Below are 25,096 nucleotides of genomic sequence, written 5' to 3'. Positions count from 1 at the left end.
CACGAGCGGGAGATCAGACACCTAAGCAAGCGTCCGCTCGACAATGTCCCTTAAGTCCGCCGACAGGTTTTCGGCATTGGCGATCGAAAGCAGCGCCTCCCGGGCCTTGGCCTGGCGGCCCGGCTCGAGCGAACGCCATGACCTGAGCGCCGTTGCCAGCCTTGCCGCCACTTGCGGGTTGCGCTTTTCGACCTCGAGCACCGTCTGCGCGAAAAACCGGTAGCCTTCGCCGTCGGGGCGATGGAAGCCGGTCTGGTTGGCGCTGGAGAATGTGCCGATCAGCGAGCGCACCCGGTTTGGATTGCCCATCGAGAAGGCCGGATGAGCGATTAACGCCCGGACCGTGTCCACCGCCTGCGGCCCCGGCACGCTGGCCTGGATCTGGAACCATTTGTCCATGATCAGCGGGTCGGACGCATACTTCGTTTCGAATGCCGCCAGCGCCTTTTTTGCCTCCGGCGAACCGTGGTGTCGATGCGCAAGCACGCCAAGGGCTGCCGCGCGGTCGGTCATGTTGGTCGCCGACTGGAAATGCCCGGCGGCCGATGCCGCGCCGCCAGGCAGCAGCGAGAGATAATCCAGCAAAGTGTTGCGCAGGGCGCGTCGTCCAGCGCTCGCCGCGTCGGGGCTGAACGCGGTCATGTCTGCAAGGCTGTCGTAGAGGCCGGAAAATACCGCGCCATTGGCGGTGCCGATGGCGAGCGCAAGAGCCTGCCGGGCCGTGTGGATGGCGTCGGGATCGATGTTCCTGCCGATGTCGCGGGCGATGTCGGCATCACCGGGCAGCGCCAGTGCCAGCGCCCGGTAGGCCGGCTCCAGCGTCTCGTCGGCGGCAATGCTGCCGGCGAGCTCGGTCAGCCGTTTCGCGAAGACCGGTTGCTTGCCGCCGAGGATCTCGCGGAAGGCTGAAATCAGCGTATCGGTGAGCAGCGTGTTGAATGCCTGCCAGCGCGAGAAGGCGTCGCTGTCATGGCGGGCAAGGAAGAACTGGTCGTCAGCCTTCTGCTCGACCGACAGCGTCACCGGTGCCGAGAAGCCGCGGTTGAGCGACACCGCCGGGCGTTCCGCCACGCCAGAGAAACGCACCATGTGCCGGCGCTTGCGGACATGGATGACGCCATCGTCGACACTGGCGCCCTCGACGCCGCTGTACGACACCGGCTTGCCGCCGGCGCCGATCAGGCCGAAGGCGAGCGGGATGTGCATCAGCCGCTTGCGGCTTTCGGAGGGTGTCGGCGGCACCGACTGTTCGATCTCGAGCGTGAATTCCTGCAAAGCCGGATTGTGCGTCGAACTGACCGTCAGATTGGGCGTGCCGGCCTGATGATACCAGAGCGCGAACTGCGACAGGTCGCGGCCGGACGCATCCTCGAACACCTTGATGAAATCCTCGATCGTCGCCGCTTCACCGTCATGCCGCTCGAAATAGAGGTCCATGCCGGCACGAAAGGCATCCGGGCCGAGGATGGTGCGGATCATGCGCACCACTTCGGAGCCCTTCTCGTAGACCGTCGCCGTGTAGAAATTGTTGATCTCGCGGTAGCGGCGCGGCCGCACCGGATGCGCCAGCGGACCCTGATCTTCGGGAAACTGGTGCGCGCGCAGCGTGCGCACCTCGGCGATGCGCTTGACCGCCCGCGAGCGCTGGTCCGCGGAGAATTCGTGATCGCGGAAGACCGTCAGCCCTTCCTTCAGGCAAAGCTGGAACCAGTCGCGGCAAGTGATTCTGTTGCCTGTCCAATTGTGGAAATATTCATGCGCGATGATCGCCTCGATATTGGCGAAATCGGCATCCGTCGCGGTCTCCTGGTCGGCCAGCACGTATTTGTCGTTGAAGATGTTGAGGCCTTTGTTCTCCATAGCGCCCATGTTGAAGTCGGACACGGCGACGATGTTGAAGACGTCGAGGTCGTATTCCCGGCCGAACGCCTCCTCGTCCCATTGCATCGATCGCTTCAGCGCATCCATGGCGTAGCTGGCGAGCTTCTCCTTGCCGGGTTCGACATAGATGCCGAGCTCGACCGTGCGGCCCGACATCGTGACGAAACTGTCGGCGACCTGGCCGAGATTGCCGGCCACAAGCGCGAACAGATAGGACGGCTTGGGGAAGGGATCGTGCCAGACGGCGTAGTGCCGGCCATCGCCGAGGTCGCCCTTGTCGACCGGGTTGCCGTTGGACAGAAGCAGCGGCGCCTCGTCACGCAAGGCCTCGATCCGCACCGTGTAGACGGACAGGATATCGGGGCGGTCGAGGAAATAGGTGATGCGGCGAAACCCCTCGGCCTCGCACTGCGTGCAATAGACATTGCTCGAGCGATAGAGGCCCATCAAGGCTTCATTGTTCGCCGGTGCCAGCTCGGTTTCGATGCGCAACTGGAAACGGCTCGCTGCCGGCGGCTTGAGAATGGTCAGTTGGTCGGGGCTGGCCAGCAGGTCGGCGGGTTTCACTTTCTTGCCGTCGATCTCGATGCGCTTGAGAACCAGCCCATCGCCATCGAGCACCAGCGGAGCCGACACCGAAACGCCGTCGCGACGCTCGATCGTCACTGTTGCGGTGACGATCGTTGCCTGTGGCGAGAGACGGAATTCAAGGTTCGTTTCCGGAATGAGATAGTCGCTGGGGCGGTAGTCTTCGAGTTTGAAGACTTGGCCTGTGTCGGTGCGCATTCCGGGTTTTTTCCTGTCGATTGCGTTGGAGGCGGATTGTTTCCGCTGATCCAAGAAATTTGAAGTCCGCGCTCTTTACACGAAACGGCCCCTCGACAAAACTGCGACAGGGCCTATTTCAGGCCTTCCTTTCCAGCATCGCGAGGCAGTCATGACCATCGTCACACCGAAGTTCGGGATGGGCGCTTCCGTGTTGCGGCGCGAGGATGCCGCTTTCATCCAGGGGCAGGGCCGCTATACCGATGACATCCAGCCGTCCGGCGTGCTGCACGGCTATGTCCTGCGCTCGCCGGTGGCAAAGGCCAGTTTCACCGTCGGCTCGACCGATGCGGCGAAGACGGCTCCCGGCGTCCATCTGGTGCTGACGGCCAAGGATATTGCCCATCTCGGCGATCTCAAATCCGGCGTCATGCAGGAACAACCCGACGGCACCAAGGCGCCGACCCGCGACATTCCGGTCCTGTGCCGTGATCGCGTCAATTATGTCGGCGATGCCGTTGCCTTTGTTGTCGCCGACAGCCGTGCCCTGGCGCAGGATGCCGCCGAACTGATCGATGTCGATTATGACAGCGAGGATGCCGCGTCTGGCACGGCGACCGCGCTTGCCGAAGGCACGCCGCTGGTGTGGCCCGAGCTCGGCTCCAACCGCGCCTTCACCTACCACATGGGCGACAAGGCCAAGACGGCGGCGGCTTTCGCCAGGGCGGCTCATGTCACCCGCATCGAGTTCGTCAACAACCGGCTGGTCTGCAATTACATGGAGCCGCGCTCTGCGATCGGCGAATGGAACGCCGGCGAGAACCGTTTCGTGCTGACCACCGGGTCGCAAGGCGTGCATTCCATGCAGTACATCCTGGCCAGCGTGTTCAAGATCAAGAAGAACCAGCTGCGCGTCATCACGCCGGATGTCGGCGGTGGTTTCGGGCCGAAGAGCTTCGTCTACCGCGAATATCCGCTGGTGCTGGAGGCAGCGAAGCGGCTTGGCCGTCCGGTGAAATGGGCCGGCGACCGCACGGAACATTTCCTCACCGACGCGCAAGGCCGCGACAATGCCGTGACGGCTGAAATGGCCCTCGACAAGGACGGCCGCTTCCTCGGCATGCGGGTCGATCTGCTGGCCAATATGGGCGCCTATGTCTCGCAATACGGTCCGTTCATTCCCTATATCGGCGTCACCATGTCGACCGGCGTCTATGACATAAGAGCGCTCGATGTCACGGTGACCGGCCTCTACACCAACACCTGTCCCGTCGATGCCTATCGTGGTGCCGGCCGGCCGGAAGCGGCATTCCTGCTGGAAAAGCTGGTCGATGCCTGCGCCCATGATCTCGGCCTGCCCGTCGAAGAGATCCGCCGCCGCAATTTCATCCGGCCGGAGCAGTTTCCCTATCGCACGCAGACCGGCCGCCTCTACGACAACGGCGAATTCGAGGGCCACATGGAGCGCGCCATCCAACGGTCTGAGTGGAAGGCGTTTCCGCAGCGGCTCGAACAGTCGAAAGCCGGCGGCAAGATCCGCGGCATCGGCATGGCGACTTACATCGAGGCCTGCGCCTTTCCGGGCTCCGAGCCGGCATTCGTCGAGCTCAATGGCGACGGCACGGTGACGCTCAAGATCGGCACCCAGACCAACGGACAGGGTCATGCCACCGCCTATGCGCAGTTCCTGGCGGAAAAGCTCAATCTCGACATCGACAAGATCTATATCCGCCAGGGCGATACCGACGAATTGAAGGCCGGCGGCGGCACTGGCGGCTCGCGCTCCATTCCGCTCGGGGGTGTATCAGCTTCCCGTGCGGGCGAGGATCTGGCCAACAAGATCAAGCGCATCGCCGCCGACGAGCTGGAGGCTTCCGCCGGCGACATCGAGCTGTCCGATGGTGTTGCCCGCATTGTCGGCACTGACCGCACGATCGATTTTTCCACCATCGCCAAGGCCGCGAAAAACCCCGATGACCTCAAGGGGTTCGGCGAGTTCGTCCAGGACGAATGCACCTATCCGAACGGCACCCACATCTGCGAGGTCGAGATCGATCCCGACACCGGCACGACCGAGATCGTCCGCTACACCATCGTCGACGATTTCGGTGTCACGGTGAACCCGATCCTGCTCGCCGGCCAGGTTCATGGCGGCGTCGTGCAAGGCGTCGGCCAGGCGCTGACCGAAAACACCGTCCATGGCGAGGATGGGCAATTGCTGACGGCGAGCTTCATGGACTACGCCATGCCGCGCGCCGACAATTTCCCGTTCTTCCATTTCGAGACCCGGAACGTGCCGTCGACCACCAATGCGCTGGGCATCAAGGGCGCGGGCGAGGCCGGCACGATCGGCTCGACACCGGCGGCACTCAACGCGGTCACCGATGCGCTGTGGCGCGCCTATGGTGTCAGGCATATCGAGATGCCGGCGACACCAGCGCGCATCTGGGCGACCATCCAGGAAGCATCGCCAAGGTGACATCAGGGGCGGGGGCGGCACCAGAAACGGCGGGCGGCCACGACACGCTGAGGGGCATTGCCCTGAAGATCGTGTCCGTCGCGGTTTTTGTCGGAATGCAAACCTGCATCAAGGCGGCCGGCGAGGTGCCGGCCGGGCAGATCGTCTTCTTCCGCTCGTTTTTTGCCATCTTCCCGATCATTGCCTTTCTGGCATTTAAGGGACAGTTGCCGACGGCATTCGTCACCAAACGTCCCTTCAACCACGTCGCGCGCGGTATTGTCGGCGTCGGCGCCATGGGGCTTGGCTTCTTCGCGCTCACCAGGCTGCCGCTGCCGGAGGCAATCACCCTGAACTATGCACAGCCGCTGTTGGTCGTGGTGTTCTCCTCCGTTTTCCTTGGCGAGACGATCCGCGTCTACCGCTGGAGCGCGGTGGCAGTCGGTCTGGTCGGCGTGCTCATTATTTCCTGGCCGGAGCTCACTCTGCTCAATTCGGATGAAGCGCTCGACGATCAGGAGGTTCTCGGCGTCATGGCGGCGCTGGTGGCGGCGGCGATCTCGGCCGTCGCCATGCTGCTTGTGCGCAACCTCGTGCAGACGGAGAGGACGGCGACCATCGTGTTATGGTTCTCGTCGACAGCGAGTGTGCTCTCGCTGCTGACGCTGCCTTTCGGCTGGCAATCGCTGACGCTGGTGCAAGCCGCGCTGCTCATCATGGCCGGCTTTTGCGGTGGCCTCGGCCAGATCCTGATGACCTCGGCCTATCGCCATGCAGAAGCCTCGGTGGTGGCGCCGTTCGAATACACCTCGATGATCCTCGGCGTGGTCGTCGGCTACTTTGTCTTCGGCGACGTGACGTCGCTGAGCACGCTGGTCGGCGGTGTGATCGTGATAGCCGCCGGCATCTTCATCATCTGGCGCGAGCGGCAGCTGGGGCTGGAGCGCACCCGCACCCGCAAGGCTGCTCTGCCACAAGGGTAGTCAGGACCGTTCGGCCCGTTCCCTTGCCAGCCGTACCAGCACCGCCCGTGTCTGTTCATCCGCCGGGAAGAACGATTCGATCGCCAGTTCCGACAGCGTCACGTCGAGCGGCGTGCCGAATACGGTTATGGTGCTGATGAACGACAGAACCTGGTCGCCATGCGCAAGCCTGAGCGGATGCACGATCGCATTCGGCTCGACAGGCGCGGGCCGGCTGCCCGTCAAGCCGGACGGATAGCCGCGCAGCTCGCGCTCCAGATCGATCAGCACGGGGTCGCCGGTGGCGTCATTCTGGTGCTTGAGGCGCTCGAGCAGGTGCGTGCGCCATTCCTGGAGGTTGACGATGCGCGGCGCGATGCCGCCCGGGTGCAGGCTGAGGCGAAGCACGTTGACCGGCGCCGCCAGCAAGGAAGCCTCGCTGACATCGGCGAGGAACGGACTAATCGCCGCGTTCGCCGAAACCAGGTTCCAGTGCCGGTCGACGGCCAGCGCCGGGAACGGCTCATGCCCCTTGAGCACGGTCTCGACGGTGGCAAGCGCCGGCGCCAGCGTGGCATCGGTGAGCGGCCTTTCGCCGAAGCTCGGCGCAAAGCCCGCGGCCAGCAGCAGCTGGTTGCGCTGCCTGAGCGGGATCGAAAGCTGCTCGGCCAGATGCAGCACCATGTCGCGCGAGGGCGCGGCACGCCCGCTTTCGACGAAGGAGAGATGGCGCTGCGAGATCTCGGCTTCCATGGCGAGGTCGAGCTGGCTCATGCGGCGGCGCGTGCGCCATTCGCGGATCAGGCTGCCGGCGGAGGTTTGGGCTGTCGTCATGAGGAAGGACTAAGACCGCGGGGGAGGGATTTCAATTACCTTGGAGGTTATCGCTACAGTATCTATTCCGAGATCGGCGAAAGCGGAGATGACGGCAATCTCCCCCCTTGCGATCCTTCGCGCCCCCCTCTGTCCTGCCGGACATCTCCCCCACGAGGGGGGAGATCGGCTAATCATCCTAGCGCTCGCAGTTTTGCCTTGACCTCGAGAAAATCTCGCCATGCTAGTTTTTTGTGCGCCGGCGTCCGCAAGAGATAGGCCGGATGCAGCGTCGGCATCGCTGGAATGGTCACGCCCGACGCCGTCGTGTGGGCACGCCAGTTGCCGCGCAGTCTGAGGATGCCTTCCGAGGTGTTGAGCAACGTCTTGGCGGAAGGCCCGCCGAGATTGACCAGCACCTTGGGATTGAGCAGTTCGATCTGCCGCTCGATGAACGGCCGGCAGATCTCGGTCTCGTGCGGCGTCGGCGTGCGGTTGCCTGGCGGCCGCCATGGAATGACATTGGCGATGTAGACCGAAGAACGGTCAAGCCCGATCGCGGCCAGCATGCGGTCGAGCAGCCGGCCGGAGCGGCCGACGAAGGGCAGGCCCTCTATGTCCTCGTCGCGACCGGGCGCCTCGCCGACCAGCATGACCGCGGCTTGAGGGTTTCCATCGGCGAAGACGAGGTTCTTGGCGGTGGCCTTGAGATTGCAGCCCTCGAAGGCAGCCATGTGCTGGCGAAGCTCTTCGAGTGTGGAGGCGCTTGTCGCCATTTGCCGGGCGAGGGCGGCTTGCGCCTCGTCGGGGACGGCGGCGGTGGCGGACACGGTGCGCACCGGCGCATCCGGCACCTTGCTTGCATCCAACCCGGACGATGCTGCTGGCCGCTCCGGCGTCTTGTCTTCGCGAGGCGACGGCAAGGGCGCCGGCGCGCGCTCGACAGGCCTCGGCGCCGCCTCGGCGAAGCGGTTCACCGGAGCGTCTTCCAGCGCCTCATCGACGCCGGCGCTGGCATAAAAAGCCAGGATGTCGGCGATTTCGGTCGGGCTATTGGGGGCGGCGGTCATGGCGCGCACATTCGTCCGCATGGCCGAAATTTGCAAGGCCGGCGGCTTGCCCTATCCCGTCGGTATGCGCGGGTCCTGCACCAGGTAGAAGGTCCATCGCGGCGTGTAGTCGGTCACCAGGAATTCGAAACTGGCGGTCTTCAGCGGGTCGACCTTGCCGTTCTTGAACAGCAGTCGGTCATAGGGTTCGAAGTCGCGGTCGAAATCGGCGAAATTGCTCGACGAGATATTGTCAGGCGTCTTGTTGCGTTGGTCGAACGAAAGCCCGTCGCCGAACACGCTCGGCTGGTTCAGCGTCTCCTGAAGCTCGAACTGGAATTCGATCCAGGCCTGGCCGCTGTTGTTGAGCACGTCGATGCGCATATACATGATGCCATTGGCGAACTCGCCCGCCTTGCCGAATGTCTGGATCGGCTTCGTGGTGCGGATGGTCAATGTCACCGGTGTCGCCGAATTCAGCTCTTCGGTGATGACCAGCGGATCGTCCTTGGTTCCGATGCCGGAGGCCCCGGTGATGCGGAAGCCGCCAAGTTCGTCGGAGAAGGAGTAGGCGCCTGTCGCCCAGACCTTCACCCCGTCCGCGGCGGCGTGACCAGGTGCCAACATCAGAAGTGCCAGAAGAACCGCCCGGCAGGCCCGGCTGGGCGGGAAAAGAAAGCGCGTTGAAGAAAAGCCGGTTGGGCCAGGAATGCGCATGCCGGGAAGTATGGCCGATAAGCAAGCCGTCGAACAAACAAAAAAACGCCGGCGCGGCGGATCTCATCGGACAGCAACGGCGGCCAGGCCGCAAGATGCGCGACTTTTTGGCCAAATCCGCCAAATCCGCCCAAAACCGCATTGTCACGTATGCGCCGGTTTCCTGTCGTCAATTGATGCGCTATGCAGCGCAAGAGCCAGCAAGATAGGCAACAGCGGCAAGCCAGTGCGGAGGGGTTGATGAGCGATATCGAACGCGAAAGCATGGAATTCGACGTGGTCATCGTCGGTGCCGGACCGGCCGGCCTTGCCGCTGCCATCCGTCTCAAGCAGGTCAATCCCGAGCTTTCCGTCGTCGTGCTGGAAAAGGGCGGCGAGGTCGGCGCCCATATCCTTTCGGGCGCCGTGGTCGATCCGATCGGCATCGACCGGCTGCTGCCGGGCTGGCGCGAGGAGGACGGCCATCCTTTCAAGACGCCGGTCACGGCGGACCATTTCCTGGTGCTCGGGCCTGCCGGCTCCTTCCGCCTGCCCAACATCCTGATGCCGCCGCTGATGAACAATCACGGCAACTACATCGTCTCGCTCGGCAATGTTTGCCGCTGGCTGGCCGGCAAGGCCGAGGCGCTTGGCGTCGAGATCTATCCGGGCTTTGCCGCCACCGGCCTCATCTACAATGACGAAGGCGCCGTCACCGGCGTCGTCACCGGCGACATGGGCGTCGAGAAAGACGGCACGCACGGTCCGGGCTTCGCGCCGGGCATGGCGCTGATGGGCAAGTATGTGCTGATCGGCGAAGGCGCGCGCGGCTCGCTCGCCAAGCAACTGATCGCCAGATACAAGCTTTCCGACGGCCGCGAGCCCGGCAAATATGGCATCGGCCTCAAGGAACTCTGGCAGGTCAAGCCGGAGAACCACCGGCCGGGTCTCGTCCAGCATTCCTTCGGCTGGCCGCTCGACATGAAGACCGGCGGCGGCTCGTTCCTCTACCATCTGGAGGACAACCAGGTGGCGGTCGGCTTCGTTCTCCACCTCAACTACAAGAACCCCTATCTGTCGCCTTTCGAGGAATTCCAGCGCTTCAAGACCCATCCGGCGATCGCGGCTACGTTCGAAGGCGGCAAGCGGCTGGGCTATGGCGCGCGCGCCATCACCGAGGGCGGCTGGCAGTCGGTGCCGAAACTGTCCTTCCCCGGCGGCGCGCTGATGGGCTGCGCCGCGGGCTTCGTCAACGTGCCGCGCATCAAGGGCTCCCACAATGCCGTGCTGTCGGGAATGCTGGCGGCCGAGCATGTCAGCGAAGCAATTGCCGCTGGCCGCGCCAATGACGAGCTCACCTCCTACGAGGAAGCCTGGCGCGCGACCGACATCGGCAAGGATTTGAAGAAGGTGCGCAACGTCAAGCCGCTCTGGTCGCGCTTCGGCACCATCGTCGGCGTCAGCCTCGGCGGCCTCGATATGTGGTTGAACACGCTGTTCGGCATCTCGCCCTTCGGCACGCTGAAGCATGGCAAGGCCGACTATGCGACGCTAGAGCCTGCCGCCCAGCACAAGAAGATCGCCTATCCGAAGCCCGATGGCGTGCTGACCTTCGACCGACTGTCCTCCGTGTTCCTGTCCAACACCAATCACGAGGAAAACGAGCCGGTCCACCTGCTGGTCGCAGACATGGACCTGCAGAAACGCTCAGAGCATGATGTCTTTGCCGGACCCTCGACACGCTACTGTCCGGCGGGCGTCTACGAATGGGTCGACAAGGACGGGAATGCCGCGGCCGACCCATCGGCGAAGGATGTGCGCTTCGTCATCAACGCGCAGAACTGCGTCCACTGCAAGACCTGCGATATCAAGGACCCGAACCAGAACATCAACTGGGTACCGCCCCAGGGCGGCGAAGGCCCTGTTTACCAGGGTATGTGACCTCGCGCCGCCCGCTCGCTTGGAGCGGCGGCAGCAAAAAACGTGGGTCGCGGCTGGCCGCAAGGGGGTCCAGGCCAGCAGGGACGTTGAAACGGCCACCGGTCTATGGTTCTTTCTCCAGGGATAAGGAGAAAGGCCGATGCGCCGGACCGTTCTGACATGCCTCGTTGCTATCGGGACGCTATGCGCTCCAGAAGCCTTTGCCGGCACAAGGGCAGTTATCCAGACGCGGACCTACGACGTCACCGGAAGCTCGGGCGCGGCCTTCATCGACGCGATGGACAGCAAAGGCCCCAGGCACGGCTTCATGACGCATGCCATCGCCACGACTGCCTATACCGTCGACTGGGATCTCGGCGGAGGTCAGGAGAACGGCTTCTGCCGGCTGCGGCGGGTCAACGGTACGCTTAATCTGTTCTACACCTTCCCTCGCATTGCCTCGCCCATGACGCCGGCGCTGAAGCGGCACTGGAGCCGGTTTTTCGCCGGCGTTCGCGGCCATGAGGAAACGCATGGGCGCATCGCCAGGGAGATGATGCGCGCCACCGAAAGGTCGATCACCGGCCTGCGGGTCGCCAACGACCCATCTTGCTACAAGACGCGCCGCGAGGCCCGGCGTCGCATCCAGGCGGTCTACGCCGAATATGAGGCCAGACAAAACGCCTTCGATCGGCGCGAGCATAGCCGCGGCGGCCACGTCGAGCATCTGATCGCGGCCTTGATCCGAAAACCATGAACGAGCGAGTGCTTGGCTCGGCTGAAGCGTCAGCCTTGCGGCTCGGCTGGCAAGGCGCTCGCCGCGAGCGCCGTGGCGTGCCTATCCTCAGGCTGCTTCTCAGCGGAGCGAACCGAGAACTCGACCAGCACGGGCAGATGGTCCGAGCCGGTGTCTTCCAGCCGCGTCGCGGAATGAACGGTCACCCCGCCCTTGCTGAACACCTGGTCGATCGGCAGTCCCGCAAAGCGCCGCAGCACGTCCGGCAGCTTGATGTAGAGCCACGTCGGTCCCGCTGACGGCATGACGGTCAGCCCGCCGAGGGAGGCGACCCGCCGCACCGCCGCACTCCACGGCACGGCGTTGCAATCGCCGGCCATGATGGCGGTTTCGCCGAGCGAGGAAATCGAATTCGAGAGCTCACCGATCTGCCAGTTCTGCTCGCGCGGCCATGGCCAACTGAGGTGGATGGCCGCGACGTTGACGGCGGTGCCGCCGAAATCGACCGTTGCGATCGCCATCGCGCCCCGCGGCTCGCAATGCGGCGCGCTGTCGGCGGCAAAGGGCCGCCGCGACAGCAACGCCACCCCGAACACGCCATTGGGGTAGGGGCAGAGGATCCGGTATGGGTAGGCGCTGGTGATGTAACCGAGCTCGGTCTCCCACATCGCCGACACCTCGTCGAGCGTGATCACGTCGGGGTTGGTTCGGCCAATCAGCGAAAGAACCTTTTTCGGCGTCGGATTGTCGTAGCGCAAATTCATCTGCAGCAGGTGGTAGACGATCTGATCGACGGGCTTGGCGACCGCTTGCACAGGCCAAAGGCGCGGCAGCGTACTCATCGTCGTGGCGACGCTGGCGATCGCAAAGAGCAGCGCCACGGCCGCTTGCAGCCGAAACGAGCTGGCAAGCAGCGGCAACGCCAGAAGCGCGATCAGCAGGCACAGGTGAAGGCGAAAATGCGAGAAGGAATCGAAGGCCGGATGCAGCGTGCCGAGGAATCCGGCCAACAAGGCGAGCGACAATGCCGTCATCGCCAGGAATGCCACCCCAGCTATCATATTCGAGCGCGCGCCGCCTGTTGTCATTGAGGCCGTGTCTGTCGAGTGTCGCCTGACGATCCGTTCGATCTGCTTATCGATCAAATTGCGGCCTGAGCAAGACGAAGAATTGCCTCGCCGGGACTTCGAGACCACCTACTGGAACGCGGTCTCCGAAAAGCTTCTGAGCTTGCGCGAATGCAGCCGCTCCATCGGCATTTCCGCCAGCTTTTCCATTGCCCTGATGCCGATGGTCAGGTGCTGCGCCACCTGGCGCTTGTAGAACTCGGTCGCCATGCCGGGTAGCTTCAACTCGCCGTGCAGCGGCTTGTCGGAAACGCACAGCAGCGTGCCGTACGGCACGCGGAAGCGGAAACCATTGGCCGCGATCGTCGCCGATTCCATGTCGAGTGCGATGGCGCGCGATTGCGACAGGCGCTGCACCGGTCCGCGCTGGTCGCGCAGTTCCCAGTTGCGGTTGTCGATGGTGGCGACCGTGCCGGTGCGCATGATGCGCTTCAGATCGTAGCCCGACAGGCCCGTGACTTCGGCAACCGCTTCCTGCAGCGCGACCTGGATCTCGGCCAGCGGCGGGATCGGCACCCAGACCGGCAGATCGTCGTCGAGGACGTGGTCCTCGCGCACATAGGCGTGCGCCAGCACATAGTCGCCCAGCGCCTGCGTGTTGCGCAGCCCGGCGCAGTGGCCAAGCATCACCCAGGCATGCGGCCTCAGCACCGCGATATGGTCGGTGATCGTCTTGGCGTTGGAAGGCCCAACTCCGATATTGACCATGGTGATGCCGCCATGGTTCGGCTTCTTCAGGTGGTAGGCAGGCATTTGCGGCAGGCGGGCGGGCGGGGTGCCCTCGCTTGCCGTACCGGCGCCGGCGCGTGTCACGACATTGCCCGGCTCGACGAATTCCATATAACCACCGCCGCCATTCTCCATCAGGCCGCGCGCACGGGCGACGAACTCATCGATGTAGAACTGGTAGTTGGTGAACAGCACGAAGTTCTGGAAATGCTGCGGGCTGGTGGCCGTATAATGGGTCATGCGGTGCAGCGAATAGTCGATGCGTTGCGCCGTGAACGGTGCCAGCGGCCTTGGTTCGCCGAAGGCCACTTCGAACGTGCCGTTGGCGATCTGGTCGTCGGTGCCGTCCAGGTCCGGAACGTCGAACAGGTCGCGGATCGGCCGCTTGATGCGTTCGGCGGCGGCCCCGTCGACATAGGTGCCTTCCAGGAAGGCGAAATGCAGCGGGATCGGCGTGGTCGATTCCGAGACCGTCACCGACACGCCATGATTGCGCATGATCAGGCGAAGCTGCTCGACCAGGTAATTCTCGAACAGTTGCGGCTGGGTAATCGTGGTGGCGAAATGGCCAGGTGTCGGCATATGGCCGTAGGCCTGCCGCGAATCGACCTGGGTAAACGAATTCGTGGTGACGCCGATCTCGGGGTAGAAGGCCCGGTAGCGCTTGCTGCCGTCGGCGCCGGCGGCCAATGCCGCGAAGGAGTCGCGCAGGAACTTGGTATTGCGATCGTAAAGCGCCTGCAGCGCCGCGACGGCTTTCTCGGCCCTGTCAAAGCTTTGCCGGCCAAAAGGCTCCGGCATGACGACTGATTCTATGGCCTGGGGGTAGATTCGCTTTTCCATAGCTCAATATAGAGACTTGGATGGGCGGTTGGGAGGGGTGTCGCTGTCGAAGGCGCCCAAAGCGCGCTTTTTTCTTCACCCACGCTGCAGGCTGACCAGCAGCACGAAGCCGACACCTGACTTCCTCAGCGCCGGAGCCTCGATGGTCGAGCCGGTATCGGCGCGCATCATCGGCACGGCCAGGACCGGGGCGGCCAGGAGCACCAGGATAAGCGCCGCCCGCGGCAGAAGCCGGAGGGTTTTGAGTGCGTTGGCGGCGACGCGGTTCATGATGTCTGTGCTTTTCTTTTCGAGGTTTTCTGGTTTCAGTGGCGAAGGTTGGTCGGGCAGGCGAGACCGCAAAGTCTCGTGGCTTCGTCCCAGGAGCGGGCCGGACGGCCCGCTTCGGCGACGAGGATGGCGAAGAACATTCCAAACAGGCTCATCAGCAGGCAGACGATGGTGAAGCGGCGAGCAAGCATCGGTGGTGTCTCCTTCAACACCCAGGAGAATGCCCTGACGCCTGTGAACCGGCTCTGAGACCGGCGTTCATCTGCGGTTCAAATTGATTGACGAGATTTGACTGGGCTGAAGACGGCCAACAGCAAGCCATCGAGCGCCGGAGCCCGGCGTGTCGATGAAACGAAAACGGGGCCCGTCAGGGCCCCGTGGTCAGGTCGCAAGGCTGCAGACGATCAGAGCTTGTGCCAAGTCTGGCTCTTGCAGATCAGTCCGCCGAGCACACAGCCGCTCATCTTGAGCGAGGTGCCCGAAAGCGTCGCCTTGCCGGAATAGGTCTTGTCGTTTGCAGGATCGGTGATGTTGCCGGTGTACTTGTTGTCGCCGGCCGCCTTGAGCGAGCCGATGGTCTTGCCGGCATATTTGCCGGATTTGAGCGTGATGGAGAACGAGCCGCCGCCGGATATGGCCGCGGTGTCGCCGGCCTGCGTTTTCCAGTTGCCCTCGATCGGATCGGCCCACGCCGCGCCTGCCATGATCAATGTGGCTGCAAGGGCCAGGCTCACTTTTCGAAACATGTTCTTCCTCCCTTTGGATAGCGGCCGGATGCTCCGCCTCGCCGGTCTGCCGCTTACGCAAACGTAAGCTAATCCAGCTCCCATCAAAACAAAAGCGGTGCCGTTGCGGAAGAGTTTCCGATTTTGAAGGCGCCTGAAAGCGCGTCTTCGGTGAGAAAATGAAACGATCGCCGGATTGGCTTCGTCTCCCGTGGTTAGCGGAGTGTTGATTCCCACTCTGAAAATTTTCGTCAAATTTTGCGAAAACCAGCCGAATTGCTGACTTCGTATCCTTAACGAATTTTCGTGTTTACCTCTTGTTTTAGCTTTGTTTTCCTCAAATTAAGCACGCCATTTAACGACGGATTCAAGCCTGCGCGGCATTCTCGAAAGCATCGAAAGAGCGGCCCGGACAAGACAAACGGAGGCAGCTCTCGGGAGCCAGACAGGGGACTAAAATGGCACGTTTTGAAATGCTTGAAGCAGGTTTCGGCGCCATGGGGGCAACTGCCCAGGCCGACATCCTTTTCGAACTGGGCATGATGTATGCAACCGGCCGCGATTGCGAGACCGACGTCGTCGCCGCCCACAAATGGTTCAACATCGCCGCCATCAAGGGCTCGGCCCGCGCCGCGGAATTGCGCTCGGAACTGTCGGCGGCCATGTCGAAGGTCGAGATCGCCAAGGCGCTGCGCGAAGCCCGCGAATGGATGACCATGCACTGAGTTCCACCAGACGGGGACGCTCCGGCCAAGACCGCGAAGACGGTCGGGCCACGACAGGGACAAGGCTGCGCAGACAGCCAGGCTACAGGCCATCAACGACAAGAATGCGGCAGGCCAGGAAGGCTGAAGCCGTGCGAAAGACCATGATCCCGAAACGGGGAATCCGGTTTTCGGACCGAGATCATGGCCTTGGGAAGACAGGGAAGGCGCGTTGGGCTCGGGGTGCGGGGGCGCTTGCGGAACAGCTCGACGAGCGAAAAGCCACGACCAGCCGAAACAAGGCTGGCGTGGCTTTTTTGCGTGGATGAGGGACCCCAGGCCCAATCGAGCGGCGCCAATGCGCCTAGACAGGCCCAATGAAGGATGAAATTGTCCGGCCTCTCTGGAAGAAGCGCGGCCGGGCGGCCGTGCGTGAGTGGAGGAGTTGTATCACCATGAAAAAAATGAGTATTTTGAGCGCGGCCATTTTCGGCCTGATGATGAGCGCGCCGGTCGCGTTCGCCGACGACATCACCGTTTCGGTGGTCGGCCCGATGACCGGTCAGCTCGCCACCATCGGCGATCAGTTCAAGCAGGGCGCACAGGCCGCCGCCGATGCCATCAACGCCGCGGGCGGTGTCAACGGCTCGATGATCAAGCTCGACATCGAGGACGACCAATGCGATCCCAAGCAGGCCGTGTCGGTCGCCAACCGCATCGTGGCCAATGGCGTCAAGTTCATCGATGGCCATGCCTGCTCGGGCTCGAGCATTCCGGCCTCGGCCGTCTATGCCGAAGCCGGCTTCCTGATGATGAGCCCGGCCTCCTCGAACCCGGTGTTGACAGACGCCGCGGCCAAGGCCGGCTGGCCGACGATCATGCGCCTCTATACGCGTGACGACGCGCAGGGCGCCTTCATTGGCCCATGGATCGCCAAGAAGTATGCCGGCAAGAACGTCGTCATCCTGCACGACAAGAGCGCCTATGGTCAGGGCGTTGCCGACGCCGTCAGGGCAACCATGAACACCGGCGGCCTCAAGGAAGTCTACTATGACGCCATCAATCCCGGTGAGAAGGACTATTCGGCCCTTGTCACCAAGCTCAAGGATCTGAAGGCCGACGTCGTCTATTTCGGCGGCTATCATCCTGAAGCCGGCCTGATCCTGCGTCAGTCGGCCGAACAGAACCTGAAGTTCCAGCTGATCATGCCGGACTCCATTGCCTCGCCGGAATTCTGGCAGGTTGCCGGCCCGGCCGGCGAGGGCACCATGTTCGTGTTCCCGTCGGATCCGCAGGCAAAGCCGGAAGCCAAGGCAGCGGTCGAGAAGATCAAGGCCGGCGGTTTCGTGCCCGAGGGCTTCACGCTGTTCTCATACGCCGTGGTCCAGGCGTTCGCCGAAGGCATCAAGCGCGCCGGCAGCGACGATCCGGCCAAGGTTGCCGAAGCCCTGAAGAACGGCACGCCGATCAGCACCGTTGTCGGCGATGTCACCTTCGACGAGAAGGGCGACCTCAAGAATGCCAGCTACGACATCAACCAGTGGCATGACGGCAAATACGCGCCAATCGCGCAATAATCGCTATCATTTCGCTGTTGGAAATGGCCGGGTTTGCCCGGCCATTTTCGTTTGGTCGGCACTCTACGGCGCCCCCTCTGTCCCGACGACATAGCTATTTCGGTCATCCAGCAACCGGGCCTTAGCCCCGACCATCCTCCACGAACCGCACCAGCACGGTACCGTCGGTGACCTGCGATCCTTCGGTGGCGATCTCGGCGATCAGCCCGTCATGCGGCGCGGTGATGGTGTGCTCCATCTTCATCGCTTCGAGGATCAGCAGCGGCTGGCCCTTGATCACCGCATCGCCCTTGGCCACGCGCACAAGCTTGACCAGCCCCGGCATAGGCGCGCGCAGGCTGCCGGAGGCGGCAGCGGCGTCATCGCTCCTGGCCAAGGGGTCCGGCACCGCGAATGTATAGCCGACGGCGCCTTCGAACACCGTGACGTGGCCAGGCCAGCGGGCGAGGCGCGGAACGGCGCGGAAATCATGCGCATTGGTGCTGTCATAGGGTGCATCGAGCGCGACCTGGAAGCGCCCGTCCGGCCGCACCGAAACCTTTGCCACAATGTCGTCCTCGCCGAACTTCAGCCGCATACGCCGCGCCACGCCGTGGAAATGCGCATAGCCGGCAAGCGACGACCATGGGTCGTCCGAACGCGGCGATGCTGCCGCGCCGGAGGCGGCGAGGGCGGCTGCCGAGATGATTTCGCCGCTTGGCGGCGCGACCTCGGTCAGCACGACCTGATGTCTGCCGATCAAGCCGGTGTCGACGTCTCCGGCGCAAAAATCCGGATCGGCCGCCAGAGCTGCAAGAAAGGCGGTGTTGACGGTGGAACCGGCAATTTCGGTTTGCGACAACGCCGTACGGAGCGCCTCCAGCGCTGCCTGCCTGTCCTTCGCATGGACGACAAGCTTGGCGATCATCGGATCGTAATAAGGCGAGATGGCATCGCCGGCTCGCACGCCGGTCTCGATACGCATCGTGGCCCCTTCGGCGGCTGCTTCAGGAAATTTCAGATGATGCAGCGTGCCGGTTGCCGGCAGGAATCCCTTGGCCGCATCCTCCGCATAGATGCGCGCTTCGAAAGCATGGCCGGCAAGCGCGATCTCGCTCTGCGTCTTCGGCAGCTTTTCGCCGCTGGCGACGCGCAGCTGCCATTCGACCAGATCGGTGCCCGTGACCATCTCGGTGACCGGATGCTCGACCTGCAGGCGCGTGTTCATTTCCATGAACCAGAAGCGGTCGGCTTGCAGGCCTTGCGAGGCGTCGACGATGAATTCGATGGTGCCGGCGCCGGAATAGCTGATCGCCTTGGCGGCCTTTACAGCGGCGTCGGTCATGGCCTTGCGCAATGCCGGCGTCATGCCGGGGGCAGGGGCTTCCTCGATCACTTTCTGGTGGCGGCGCTGCGCCGAGCAGTCGCGTTCGTAAAGATGCACGGCGTTGCCGAAATTGTCGCCGAACACCTGCACTTCGATGTGCCGTGGCTTGTCGACATATTTCTCGACCAGCACGCGGTCGTCGCCGAAAGCGGCCTTTGCCTCGCGCCGGGCGCTGGATAGAGCCTCGGAGAAATCATCTGGATGTTCGACCCGGCGCATGCCCTTGCCACCACCGCCGGCGCGCGCCTTGATCAGCACGGGATAGCCGATTTCGCGTGCCTTGGAGGCGAGCAGCACGATCTCCTGTGCCTCGCCATGGTAGCCCGGAACGACCGGAACGCCGGCCTTCTCCATCAGCCGCTTGGCGGCGTCCTTGAGCCCCATGGCACGGATCGAGGCGGCCGACGGGCCGATGAAGATGAGCCCTGCCGCCACCACCTGGTCGACGAAATCAGGGTTTTCCGACAGGAAACCATAGCCGGGATGGATGGCCTGTGCCCCTGTGGCCAGGGCCGCCGCGACGATCCGGTCGCCGCGCAGATAGCTCTCGCCGACCGGCGAGGAGCCGATATGCACCGCCTCGTCGGCCATCTCGACATGCAGCGACTTCGCGTCGGCATCCGAATAGACGGCAACAGTGTGCACGCCCAGCTTGCGCGCCGTGCGGATGACGCGGCAGGCGATCTCGCCCCGATTGGCGATCAGGATCTTGGCGAACATGGAGCCTCCCGGTTTTGCCTCGGGCGGCGCTGGTTCGGCAGATGCCCGGCTATTTCGAAGCAGCGATCTCGCAGGCGCCGCCCGTCGTCACCCTGTGGCGGGCGACCGTACCCTCGCAGGATTTCATCGCCAGATCCTCGGCCACTTTCTGAGAGGGAGCGTTCAGCTTTGCGCCGCAGATGATATACAGCGATCTCACCCGTGTATAAGGCGTGGTGGCGTAGGCCGAATGGCCGCCCGCCGCAATATAGGCCTTGTAAGCCTTGGTGCATGGTGCCTTCTGCGTGTAGGGCAGAGTTGGCGGAAAACGCTTGTCTCCTTCGCTTCCCGAAAGCGACACGGCGATACTCACGCTGGATGCCGCGAGCAAAAGAATTACTGAAAGTATTGATGCGGATGCATTCTGTAGGTATTTCGGTTTCATTTTTAGCCCATTCCCATTGCGTAGTGCAGCGCAAGCACAAGCAATAGCGAATATTTCCTGCCATCACTAGCTCTGCGGCGAAGGCTCGCAATTTCGTGATGGGATGGATGACCACGCCGATATCGTTCATCTCACATCCTGAACACGCCGAAGCGGGTTTCCTCGATCTCCGCATTGAGTGCCGCGGACAGGCTGAGCGCCAGCACCTCGCGCGTCTTTGCCGGGTCGATGATGCCGTCATCCCAGAGCCGCGCGGACGAGTAGAGCGGGTGCCCCTCATGCTCGTATTTCATCAGGATCGGCTTCTTGAACTTCGCCTCCTCCTCGGCGCTCCACTCGCCGCCCTTGCGTTCGATGCCTTCGCGCTTGACCATGGCAAGCACCGTTGCCGCCTGTTCGCCGCCCATCACCGAGATGCGGGCATTCGGCCACATCCACAGGAAGCGTGGCGAATAGGCGCGACCGCACATGCCGTAATTGCCGGCGCCGAACGAGCCGCCGATGATCATGGTCACCTTCGGCACCTTGGCGGTGGCAACCGCCATCACCAGCTTGGCGCCGTCCTTGGCGATGCCGCCGGCCTCGTATTTTCGCCCGACCATGAAGCCGGTGATGTTCTGCAGGAAAACCAGGGGTATCCCGCGCTGGCAGCACAGCTCGATGAAGTGCGCGCCCTTCAGCGCGCTCTCGGAAAACAGCACGCCATTGTTGGCGATGATGCCGACCGGCATGCCATGGAGATGGGCAAAGCCGGTGACAAGCGTGGTGCCGTAATTCTGTTTGAACTCATCGAATTCGGAGCCGTCGACGATGCGCGCGATCACCTCGCGCACATCATAGGGCTGGCGCAGATCGGTCGGTACGATGCCGTAGAGTTCATCCGCCGGATGAAGCGGCGGATGAGCTTTCCTAGAGGTCAGGCTTACAGTCTTGTTTCGATTCAGGTTCTTGACGATGCGCCGGCAAATGGCCAGGGCATGCTCGTCGTCCATCGCATAATGGTCGGCGACGCCGGAAAGCCGCGTGTGCACGTCCGCGCCGCCCAGATCTTCGGCACTGACGTCCTCGCCGGTGGCCGCCTTCACCAGCGGCGGGCCGCCGAGGAAGATGGTCGCCTGGTTGCGCACCATGATCGTCTCGTCCGACATCGCCGGCACATAGGCACCGCCCGCCGTGCAGGAACCCATGACGCAGGCTATCTGCGGAATGCCGGCCGCCGACATGTTGGCCTGGTTGTAGAAGATGCGGCCGAAATGTTCCCGGTCGGGAAACACCTCGTCCTGGTTGGGCAGGTTGGCGCCGCCGCTGTCGACCAGATAGACGCAAGGCAGATTGTTCTGCAGCGCGATCTCCTGCGCGCGCAGATGCTTCTTCACCGTCAGCGGGTAGTAGGTGCCGCCTTTCACGGTGGCATCGTTGACGACGACCATGACCTCGGTGCCTTCGACGCGGCCGACGCCGGCGATCAAGCCGGCCGCCGAAATCTCCTCGCCATACATCGACCACGCCGCGAACTGGCCGATCTCGAGGAAGGGCGAGCCGAAATCCAGCAATTGCGCGAGGCGCTCGCGCGGCAACAGCTTGCCACGCGAGACGTGGCGTTCACGGGCCTCCTCGGAGCCGCCGCGCTCGACGCTAGCCGCCTTCTCCGCAATGTCGGCGACCAGCGCCCGCATGCGCTCGGCATTGGCACGGAAGGTCTCGGAGGAGGGGGAGATCTGGGTTCGGAGAACGGCCATGCTACACCCCCTCGGCCATGATCTCGCGGCCGATCAGCCAGCGGCGGATTTCGCTGGTGCCGGCGCCGATCTCGTAGAGCTTGGCATCGCGCAGCAGACGCCCAGTCGGATAGTCGTTGATATAGCCGTTGCCGCCAAGCAGCTGCAGCGCATCGAGCGCCATCTGCGTCGCCTTCTCGGCGGCGAACAGCACGCAGCCGGCGGCATCCTTGCGCGTCGTCTGGCCGCGATCGCAAGCGGCGGCGACGGCATAGACGTAGGCGCGCGCGGCATTCATCGTCGTGTACATGTCGGCCAACTTGCCTTGCACCAGCTGGAATTCGCCGATCGCCTGGCCGAACTGCTTGCGCTCGTGCACATAGGGGATCGCCACGTCGAGGCATGCCGCCATCAGGCCGATCGGACCGCCGGCGAGCACGGTACGCTCATAGTCGAGGCCCGACATCAGCACCTCGACGCCGCGCCCTTCTTCGTGCAGCACATTGTCGAAGGGCACTTCGACATCCTCGAACACGAGCTCGCCGGTGTTGGAGCCGCGCATGCCGAGCTTGTCCAGCTTTTGCGCCACGGAGAACCCGGCCATCGCCTTCTCGACGATGAAGGCGGTGATGCCGCGCGATTTCCGCTCCGGATCGGTCTTGGCATAGACGACCAGCGTTTCGGCATCCGGGCCGTTGGTAATCCACATCTTGGTGCCGTTGAGCACATAGCGGTCATTGCGCTTTTCGGCGCGCAGCTTGAGCGAGACGACGTCGGAGCCTGCGCCGGATTCCGACATGGCGAGCGCGCCGACACGCTCGCCCGAGCACAGCGGCGGCAGGAATTTTTCCTTCTGCGCCGGCGTTGCCCAGCGGTTGATCTGGTTGACGCAAAGATTGGAATGAGCGCCGTAGGAGAGGCCGACCGACGCCGAGGCGCGCGAAATCTCCTCCACTGCGATCACATGGGCGAGATAACCCATGCCGCTGCCGCCGAAATCCGGATCGGCTGTTATGCCGAGCAGGCCGAGCGCGCCGAACTCGCGCCACAGATGCGCCGGAAATTCGTTCTGGCGATCGATGTCGCCGGCGATCGGCGCGATCTTGTCCTGGGCGAAGCGCCGCACCAGGTCGCGCAACGCCTCGATGTCTTCGTCATGCCCGAAGCTGAGCGTGTTCGTATACATGCCGTTCCTCCCCGGTAGTTGTCGCGCCAACCAGCCGCATTGTCATCGAAAGATATGTCGCCGTCACTTCAGCGATCGACAGCCGCTCGCCCGGGCGAAACCAGACGATGACACCGGTCATCATTTGGATCAGCGCCATCGCCGTCAGTCCGGTGTCATCGACGCTGAAGGCGCCTGCCTCCGCGCCGTCACGCAGGATCGAGCGCAATTCCTTTTCATAGGCCGTGCGCATGCGCAGAATCTGCGTCAGCCTGTCGGGCGAAAGGCTGCGCAATTCCATGTTCGATACATGCGTGGCGTGCCGTCGCTCGATATGGAAAGCGATGTGGTTGCGCACATAGGCCGCAAGCTGTTCCGCTGGATCGGCGCCGACTGGCCTGGCCTGTTCCCAAGCCCCGCGAAGCCCTTCCATGTGCTCGCGCATCAGCGTGAACAGCAGGTCTTCCTTGGTCGGGAAATAGCGGTAGAGCGCGGCGGCCTGCACGCCGACTTCCGCCGCCAACTGGCGCATGGACATCGCCTCGTAGCCATAGCGCGCAATCAGGCTGACCGCTGCCTGGCGGACAGCCGCCTCGGTCTTTTCGCCATCGGATCCTGTGGTGCGCGCCATGGTCGCCTCATTGAAGCGGCATTAATAAAACGAACGTTCAATTAATTCAAGTGCTCTGGATACGTTGTTCCTCGCCCCGCTGCCTTGGGGGCGAGGAATGGCGCTAAGCGATAATCCTGAGTCTGCCGGCGCGTCGTCCGTCGCCTCCTCGACCTCGACCGCCGAGACCAGCGCGCCCCGCGGCCCTTGCCAAAGCCGCTCTATCATGGGGTCGACCGCGGCATCGGCACCGGCAATCAGCGCGGTGACCGAGCCGTCGCGCTCGTTGCGCACCCAGCCCGTCAGCCCAAGACACATTCCCAAGCGGCTGGTCTTTGGCGATAGCTTGCATGGCAGCTTGGCGCATGCATTGTCTAATGTAGCGCTGGTCGACCCCCACTCCGTCTCGGCTTCGCCGAGCCACCTCTCCCCCGATCGACGGGGTAGAGGAAAGGCGCCAAGCTTCTTGCCGTCAACGCGCGTCCAGCAACGCTCCCTTCCTTTCCCTCCGGAGGGGGGAAAGGTGGCGCTGCGAAGCAGCGACGGATTGGGGGAACCACGTGGCAGTCAAGCCGAAGCCCGATCAGTCACGCCAGTCACAGAAGATGTGCGCATAGCGTAGCCACAAGGGAGATTGGCCGCCACCTCGGCCTTCGCAAATGTCCAGGATGTCGCCGGTACCCGCCCTAATTCCCCCGTGCCGCGGCCAATGCGCCGGGCAGCTCCTCGGCGAAAATGTCGAGCTCGTGGTCGAGCCCGACGCTGACGCGGATGCAGCGGTCCAGCCGTGGCGCCATCGGCTTGCGGATGAACACGTCGCGCGACAACAACCCTTGCAGCACTTTCAGCGCGAAATTGGCGTCATGGCCACAGTCGATGGTGACGAAATTGGTCGCCGAAGCCAACGGCTTCAGCCCGCTCTGTTCGGCGATCGCCGTGATGCGCCGGCGCCCGGCAGCCACCCGCGCCACCACTGTCTCGAGATAGGCCTGGTCGGCAAGCGCCTCGACACCGGCGATCTGCGCCATGCGGCTGACACCGTAATGGTTACGGATCTTTTCGAAGTCGCGGATCACTTGCGTCTCCGCCACCGCATAGCCGCAACGTATTCCGGCGAGCCCGTAAGCCTTTGAAAAGGTGCGCATGCGGATGACGTTCGGCCGGGAAATATCGATCGGCGGCAGGGCCGATGCCGGCCCCAATTCGCCATAGGCCTCGTCGAGCACCAGCATGGTGGTTTCAGGCAGCGCCTCGATGAAGCGGATGATTTCGCCCGCCTCCCACCAGGTGCCCATCGGATTGTCCGGGTTGGACAGATAGACCAGCGGCGCCCTTTCCTTGACGACAGCCGAAAGCAGGCCGCCCAGGCTTTCGTGGTCGTTCTCGTAAGGGACGGTCACCAGCCGCCCGCCAACGCCGGCGACATGGAAGTTGAAGGTCGGATAGGCGCCGAGCGAGGTGACCACCGCATCGCCTGGCGCCACATACATGCGCGCCACCAGGCTGAGCAGGCCGTCTATGCCTTCGCCGACAACGACATTCTCGACCGCCACGTCGTGATGCGCGGCGACTGCAACCTTGAGATCGTAATTGTCCGGGTCGCAATACATCCACATGTCGCGGGCGATTTCGGCCATGCGGGCTATGACACGCGGCGACGGCCCAAAACTGCTCTCATTGGCGCCGATGCGGGCACGGAAAGCCCGCCCGCGCTCGCGCTCCTGCGCTTCGGGGCCGACAAACGGCACAGTCGAAGGAAGCGCTGCGATGAGCGGTGTGAGGGGAGGGCGCTGGCGCATGACGGAAGCTCGCATGGAAGGGGAACTTCTTGCTAGCGT

At 63.4% G+C, this 25,096-nt stretch carries 23 protein-coding genes; 7 read left to right on the top strand and 16 right to left on the bottom strand.

Going from position 1 to position 25,096, the window contains the following annotated elements; genetic code table 11:
- Nucleotides 1–21: 21 nt before the first annotated feature.
- Nucleotides 22–2,667, bottom strand: a complete 2,646-nt coding sequence (pepN, locus tag MESOP_RS26500) for an aminopeptidase N (RefSeq protein ID WP_013896418.1) — start codon at nt 2,665–2,667, stop codon at nt 22–24.
- A gap of 151 nt (nt 2,668–2,818) precedes the next feature.
- On the opposite strand from pepN, the gene MESOP_RS26495 reads away from it, so the two are divergent.
- Both MESOP_RS26495 and MESOP_RS26490 read left to right on the top strand, forming a co-directional pair.
- Nucleotides 2,819–5,125, top strand: a complete 2,307-nt coding sequence (locus MESOP_RS26495) for a xanthine dehydrogenase family protein molybdopterin-binding subunit (RefSeq protein ID WP_013896417.1) — start codon at nt 2,819–2,821, stop codon at nt 5,123–5,125.
- Entirely contained in the window at nt 5,122–6,087 is a 966-nt protein-coding gene (locus MESOP_RS26490; protein WP_013896416.1) for a DMT family transporter, read from the top strand. The genes MESOP_RS26495 and MESOP_RS26490 overlap by 4 nt, the downstream gene beginning before the upstream one ends.
- Here the strand turns inward: MESOP_RS26490 and MESOP_RS26485 are convergent, their stop codons facing one another.
- The 3 genes from MESOP_RS26485 to MESOP_RS26475 all read right to left on the bottom strand — a co-directional run bounded on the left by MESOP_RS26485 (nt 6,088) and on the right by MESOP_RS26475 (nt 8,645).
- On the bottom strand, nt 6,088–6,900 hold the full coding sequence (locus MESOP_RS26485; RefSeq protein WP_013896415.1) for a helix-turn-helix domain-containing protein: 813 nt from the start codon (nt 6,898–6,900) through the stop codon (nt 6,088–6,090).
- A gap of 173 nt (nt 6,901–7,073) precedes the next feature.
- Complete coding sequence (locus MESOP_RS26480) at nt 7,074–7,949, bottom strand: uracil-DNA glycosylase (RefSeq protein ID WP_041165021.1); 876 nt, start codon at nt 7,947–7,949, stop codon at nt 7,074–7,076.
- 51 nt (nt 7,950–8,000) lie between these two features.
- Complete coding sequence (locus tag MESOP_RS26475; RefSeq protein WP_083833307.1) at nt 8,001–8,645, bottom strand: hypothetical protein; 645 nt, start codon at nt 8,643–8,645, stop codon at nt 8,001–8,003.
- Between MESOP_RS26475 and MESOP_RS35840 the strand changes: the two genes are divergently transcribed.
- The 3 genes from MESOP_RS35840 (at nt 8,612) to MESOP_RS26465 (ending at nt 11,301) form a co-directional block, all read left to right on the top strand.
- Nucleotides 8,612–8,854, top strand: coding sequence for a hypothetical protein (locus tag MESOP_RS35840; RefSeq protein WP_167313530.1), 243 nt, complete (start codon nt 8,612–8,614; stop codon nt 8,852–8,854). The two genes, MESOP_RS26475 and MESOP_RS35840, sit on opposite strands and share 34 nt — an antisense overlap.
- A gap of 31 nt (nt 8,855–8,885) precedes the next feature.
- Nucleotides 8,886–10,565 (top strand): electron transfer flavoprotein-ubiquinone oxidoreductase, encoded by a 1,680-nt coding sequence (locus tag MESOP_RS26470; RefSeq protein ID WP_013896412.1) that lies wholly within the window; start codon nt 8,886–8,888, stop codon nt 10,563–10,565.
- A gap of 139 nt (nt 10,566–10,704) precedes the next feature.
- Nucleotides 10,705–11,301 (top strand): DUF922 domain-containing Zn-dependent protease, encoded by a 597-nt coding sequence (locus MESOP_RS26465; RefSeq protein ID WP_013896411.1) that lies wholly within the window; start codon nt 10,705–10,707, stop codon nt 11,299–11,301.
- Nucleotides 11,302–11,330: 29 nt separating this feature from the next.
- Here the strand turns inward: MESOP_RS26465 and MESOP_RS26460 are convergent, their stop codons facing one another.
- From MESOP_RS26460 to MESOP_RS26445, 5 genes are all read right to left on the bottom strand, one after another.
- A complete protein-coding gene (locus MESOP_RS26460) occupies nt 11,331–12,341 on the bottom strand; it encodes an endonuclease/exonuclease/phosphatase family protein (protein WP_013896410.1) in 1,011 nt (336 codons plus the stop codon).
- Nucleotides 12,342–12,476: 135 nt separating this feature from the next.
- Nucleotides 12,477–13,937 carry an AMP nucleosidase gene (locus MESOP_RS26455; RefSeq protein WP_245264980.1) on the bottom strand — a complete coding sequence of 487 codons (1,461 nt, stop codon included), beginning with the start codon at nt 13,935–13,937 and terminating at the stop codon, nt 12,477–12,479.
- 117 nt (nt 13,938–14,054) lie between these two features.
- Nucleotides 14,055–14,249: a hypothetical protein gene (locus MESOP_RS26450; RefSeq protein WP_013896408.1), complete on the bottom strand. Its 195-nt coding sequence runs from the start codon at nt 14,247–14,249 to the stop codon at nt 14,055–14,057.
- A 35-nt stretch (nt 14,250–14,284) separates the two neighbouring features.
- The gene (locus tag MESOP_RS35835; RefSeq protein WP_013896407.1) at nt 14,285–14,440 is read right to left on the bottom strand and encodes a hypothetical protein; all 156 of its coding nucleotides are present in this window, start codon (nt 14,438–14,440) and stop codon (nt 14,285–14,287) included.
- 213 nt (nt 14,441–14,653) lie between these two features.
- A complete protein-coding gene (locus MESOP_RS26445) occupies nt 14,654–14,995 on the bottom strand; it encodes a DUF2147 domain-containing protein (protein ID WP_013896406.1) in 342 nt (113 codons plus the stop codon).
- Between the two features lie 437 nt (nt 14,996–15,432).
- On the opposite strand from MESOP_RS26445, the gene MESOP_RS26440 reads away from it, so the two are divergent.
- Together MESOP_RS26440 and MESOP_RS26435 are read left to right on the top strand one after the other, a co-directional pair.
- Nucleotides 15,433–15,699 carry an SEL1-like repeat protein gene (locus MESOP_RS26440; RefSeq protein ID WP_010915070.1) on the top strand — a complete coding sequence of 89 codons (267 nt, stop codon included), beginning with the start codon at nt 15,433–15,435 and terminating at the stop codon, nt 15,697–15,699.
- Between the two features lie 434 nt (nt 15,700–16,133).
- Nucleotides 16,134–17,255 carry a branched-chain amino acid ABC transporter substrate-binding protein gene (locus MESOP_RS26435; RefSeq protein ID WP_013896405.1) on the top strand — a complete coding sequence of 374 codons (1,122 nt, stop codon included), beginning with the start codon at nt 16,134–16,136 and terminating at the stop codon, nt 17,253–17,255.
- 121 nt (nt 17,256–17,376) lie between these two features.
- Here the strand turns inward: MESOP_RS26435 and MESOP_RS26430 are convergent, their stop codons facing one another.
- The 7 genes from MESOP_RS26430 to MESOP_RS26400 all read right to left on the bottom strand — a co-directional run bounded on the left by MESOP_RS26430 (nt 17,377) and on the right by MESOP_RS26400 (nt 25,057).
- On the bottom strand, nt 17,377–19,341 hold the full coding sequence (locus tag MESOP_RS26430; protein WP_013896404.1) for an acetyl/propionyl/methylcrotonyl-CoA carboxylase subunit alpha: 1,965 nt from the start codon (nt 19,339–19,341) through the stop codon (nt 17,377–17,379).
- A gap of 49 nt (nt 19,342–19,390) precedes the next feature.
- On the bottom strand, nt 19,391–19,765 hold the full coding sequence (locus tag MESOP_RS26425) for a hypothetical protein (RefSeq protein WP_013896403.1): 375 nt from the start codon (nt 19,763–19,765) through the stop codon (nt 19,391–19,393).
- A gap of 131 nt (nt 19,766–19,896) precedes the next feature.
- On the bottom strand, nt 19,897–21,504 hold the full coding sequence (locus tag MESOP_RS26420; protein ID WP_013896402.1) for a carboxyl transferase domain-containing protein: 1,608 nt from the start codon (nt 21,502–21,504) through the stop codon (nt 19,897–19,899).
- A gap of 1 nt (nt 21,505) precedes the next feature.
- Nucleotides 21,506–22,669: an isovaleryl-CoA dehydrogenase gene (locus tag MESOP_RS26415; protein WP_013896401.1), complete on the bottom strand. Its 1,164-nt coding sequence runs from the start codon at nt 22,667–22,669 to the stop codon at nt 21,506–21,508.
- Nucleotides 22,638–23,279 (bottom strand): TetR/AcrR family transcriptional regulator, encoded by a 642-nt coding sequence (locus MESOP_RS26410; RefSeq protein WP_013896400.1) that lies wholly within the window; start codon nt 23,277–23,279, stop codon nt 22,638–22,640. The genes MESOP_RS26415 and MESOP_RS26410 overlap by 32 nt, the downstream gene beginning before the upstream one ends.
- A 21-nt stretch (nt 23,280–23,300) precedes the next feature.
- A complete protein-coding gene (locus MESOP_RS36805; protein ID WP_412033889.1) occupies nt 23,301–23,582 on the bottom strand; it encodes an acylphosphatase in 282 nt (93 codons plus the stop codon).
- A gap of 362 nt (nt 23,583–23,944) precedes the next feature.
- Nucleotides 23,945–25,057 (bottom strand): pyridoxal phosphate-dependent aminotransferase, encoded by a 1,113-nt coding sequence (locus MESOP_RS26400; RefSeq protein WP_013896398.1) that lies wholly within the window; start codon nt 25,055–25,057, stop codon nt 23,945–23,947.
- Between the last annotated feature and the right edge of the window lie 39 nt (nt 25,058–25,096).

Origin of the sequence: Mesorhizobium opportunistum WSM2075, assembly GCF_000176035.2 — a bacterium.
Taxonomy (GTDB): Bacteria; Pseudomonadota; Alphaproteobacteria; order Rhizobiales; family Rhizobiaceae; genus Mesorhizobium; species Mesorhizobium opportunistum.
The sequence above is the reverse complement of the archived record's forward strand: the minus strand, read 5'-3'. Positions and strand labels throughout refer to the sequence as shown.

Excerpts from the sequence above, each read along its gene's own strand:
- MESOP_RS26430 (WP_013896404.1), bottom strand. The coding sequence starts at position 19,341 with ATGTTCGCCAAGATCCTGATCGCCAATCGGGGCGAGATCGCCTGCCGC.
- MESOP_RS26440 (WP_010915070.1), top strand. The coding sequence starts at position 15,433 with ATGGCACGTTTTGAAATGCTTGAAGCAGGTTTCGGCGCCATGGGGGCA.
- MESOP_RS26470 (WP_013896412.1), top strand. The coding sequence starts at position 8,886 with ATGAGCGATATCGAACGCGAAAGCATGGAATTCGACGTGGTCATCGTC.
- MESOP_RS35835 (WP_013896407.1), bottom strand. The coding sequence starts at position 14,440 with ATGCTTGCTCGCCGCTTCACCATCGTCTGCCTGCTGATGAGCCTGTTT.
- MESOP_RS26435 (WP_013896405.1), top strand. The coding sequence starts at position 16,134 with ATGAAAAAAATGAGTATTTTGAGCGCGGCCATTTTCGGCCTGATGATG.
- MESOP_RS26475 (WP_083833307.1), bottom strand. The coding sequence starts at position 8,645 with ATGCGCATTCCTGGCCCAACCGGCTTTTCTTCAACGCGCTTTCTTTTC.
- MESOP_RS26460 (WP_013896410.1), bottom strand. The coding sequence starts at position 12,341 with ATGATAGCTGGGGTGGCATTCCTGGCGATGACGGCATTGTCGCTCGCC.
- MESOP_RS26415 (WP_013896401.1), bottom strand. The coding sequence starts at position 22,669 with ATGTATACGAACACGCTCAGCTTCGGGCATGACGAAGACATCGAGGCG.
- MESOP_RS26420 (WP_013896402.1), bottom strand. The coding sequence starts at position 21,504 with ATGGCCGTTCTCCGAACCCAGATCTCCCCCTCCTCCGAGACCTTCCGT.
- MESOP_RS26480 (WP_041165021.1), bottom strand. The coding sequence starts at position 7,949 with ATGACCGCCGCCCCCAATAGCCCGACCGAAATCGCCGACATCCTGGCT.
- MESOP_RS26450 (WP_013896408.1), bottom strand. The coding sequence starts at position 14,249 with ATGAACCGCGTCGCCGCCAACGCACTCAAAACCCTCCGGCTTCTGCCG.
- MESOP_RS26400 (WP_013896398.1), bottom strand. The coding sequence starts at position 25,057 with ATGCGCCAGCGCCCTCCCCTCACACCGCTCATCGCAGCGCTTCCTTCG.
- MESOP_RS26485 (WP_013896415.1), bottom strand. The coding sequence starts at position 6,900 with ATGACGACAGCCCAAACCTCCGCCGGCAGCCTGATCCGCGAATGGCGC.
- MESOP_RS26495 (WP_013896417.1), top strand. The coding sequence starts at position 2,819 with ATGACCATCGTCACACCGAAGTTCGGGATGGGCGCTTCCGTGTTGCGG.
- pepN (WP_013896418.1), bottom strand. The coding sequence starts at position 2,667 with ATGCGCACCGACACAGGCCAAGTCTTCAAACTCGAAGACTACCGCCCC.
- MESOP_RS26465 (WP_013896411.1), top strand. The coding sequence starts at position 10,705 with ATGCGCCGGACCGTTCTGACATGCCTCGTTGCTATCGGGACGCTATGC.
- MESOP_RS26455 (WP_245264980.1), bottom strand. The coding sequence starts at position 13,937 with ATGCCGGAGCCTTTTGGCCGGCAAAGCTTTGACAGGGCCGAGAAAGCC.
- MESOP_RS26410 (WP_013896400.1), bottom strand. The coding sequence starts at position 23,279 with ATGGCGCGCACCACAGGATCCGATGGCGAAAAGACCGAGGCGGCTGTC.
- MESOP_RS26425 (WP_013896403.1), bottom strand. The coding sequence starts at position 19,765 with ATGAAACCGAAATACCTACAGAATGCATCCGCATCAATACTTTCAGTA.
- MESOP_RS26445 (WP_013896406.1), bottom strand. The coding sequence starts at position 14,995 with ATGTTTCGAAAAGTGAGCCTGGCCCTTGCAGCCACATTGATCATGGCA.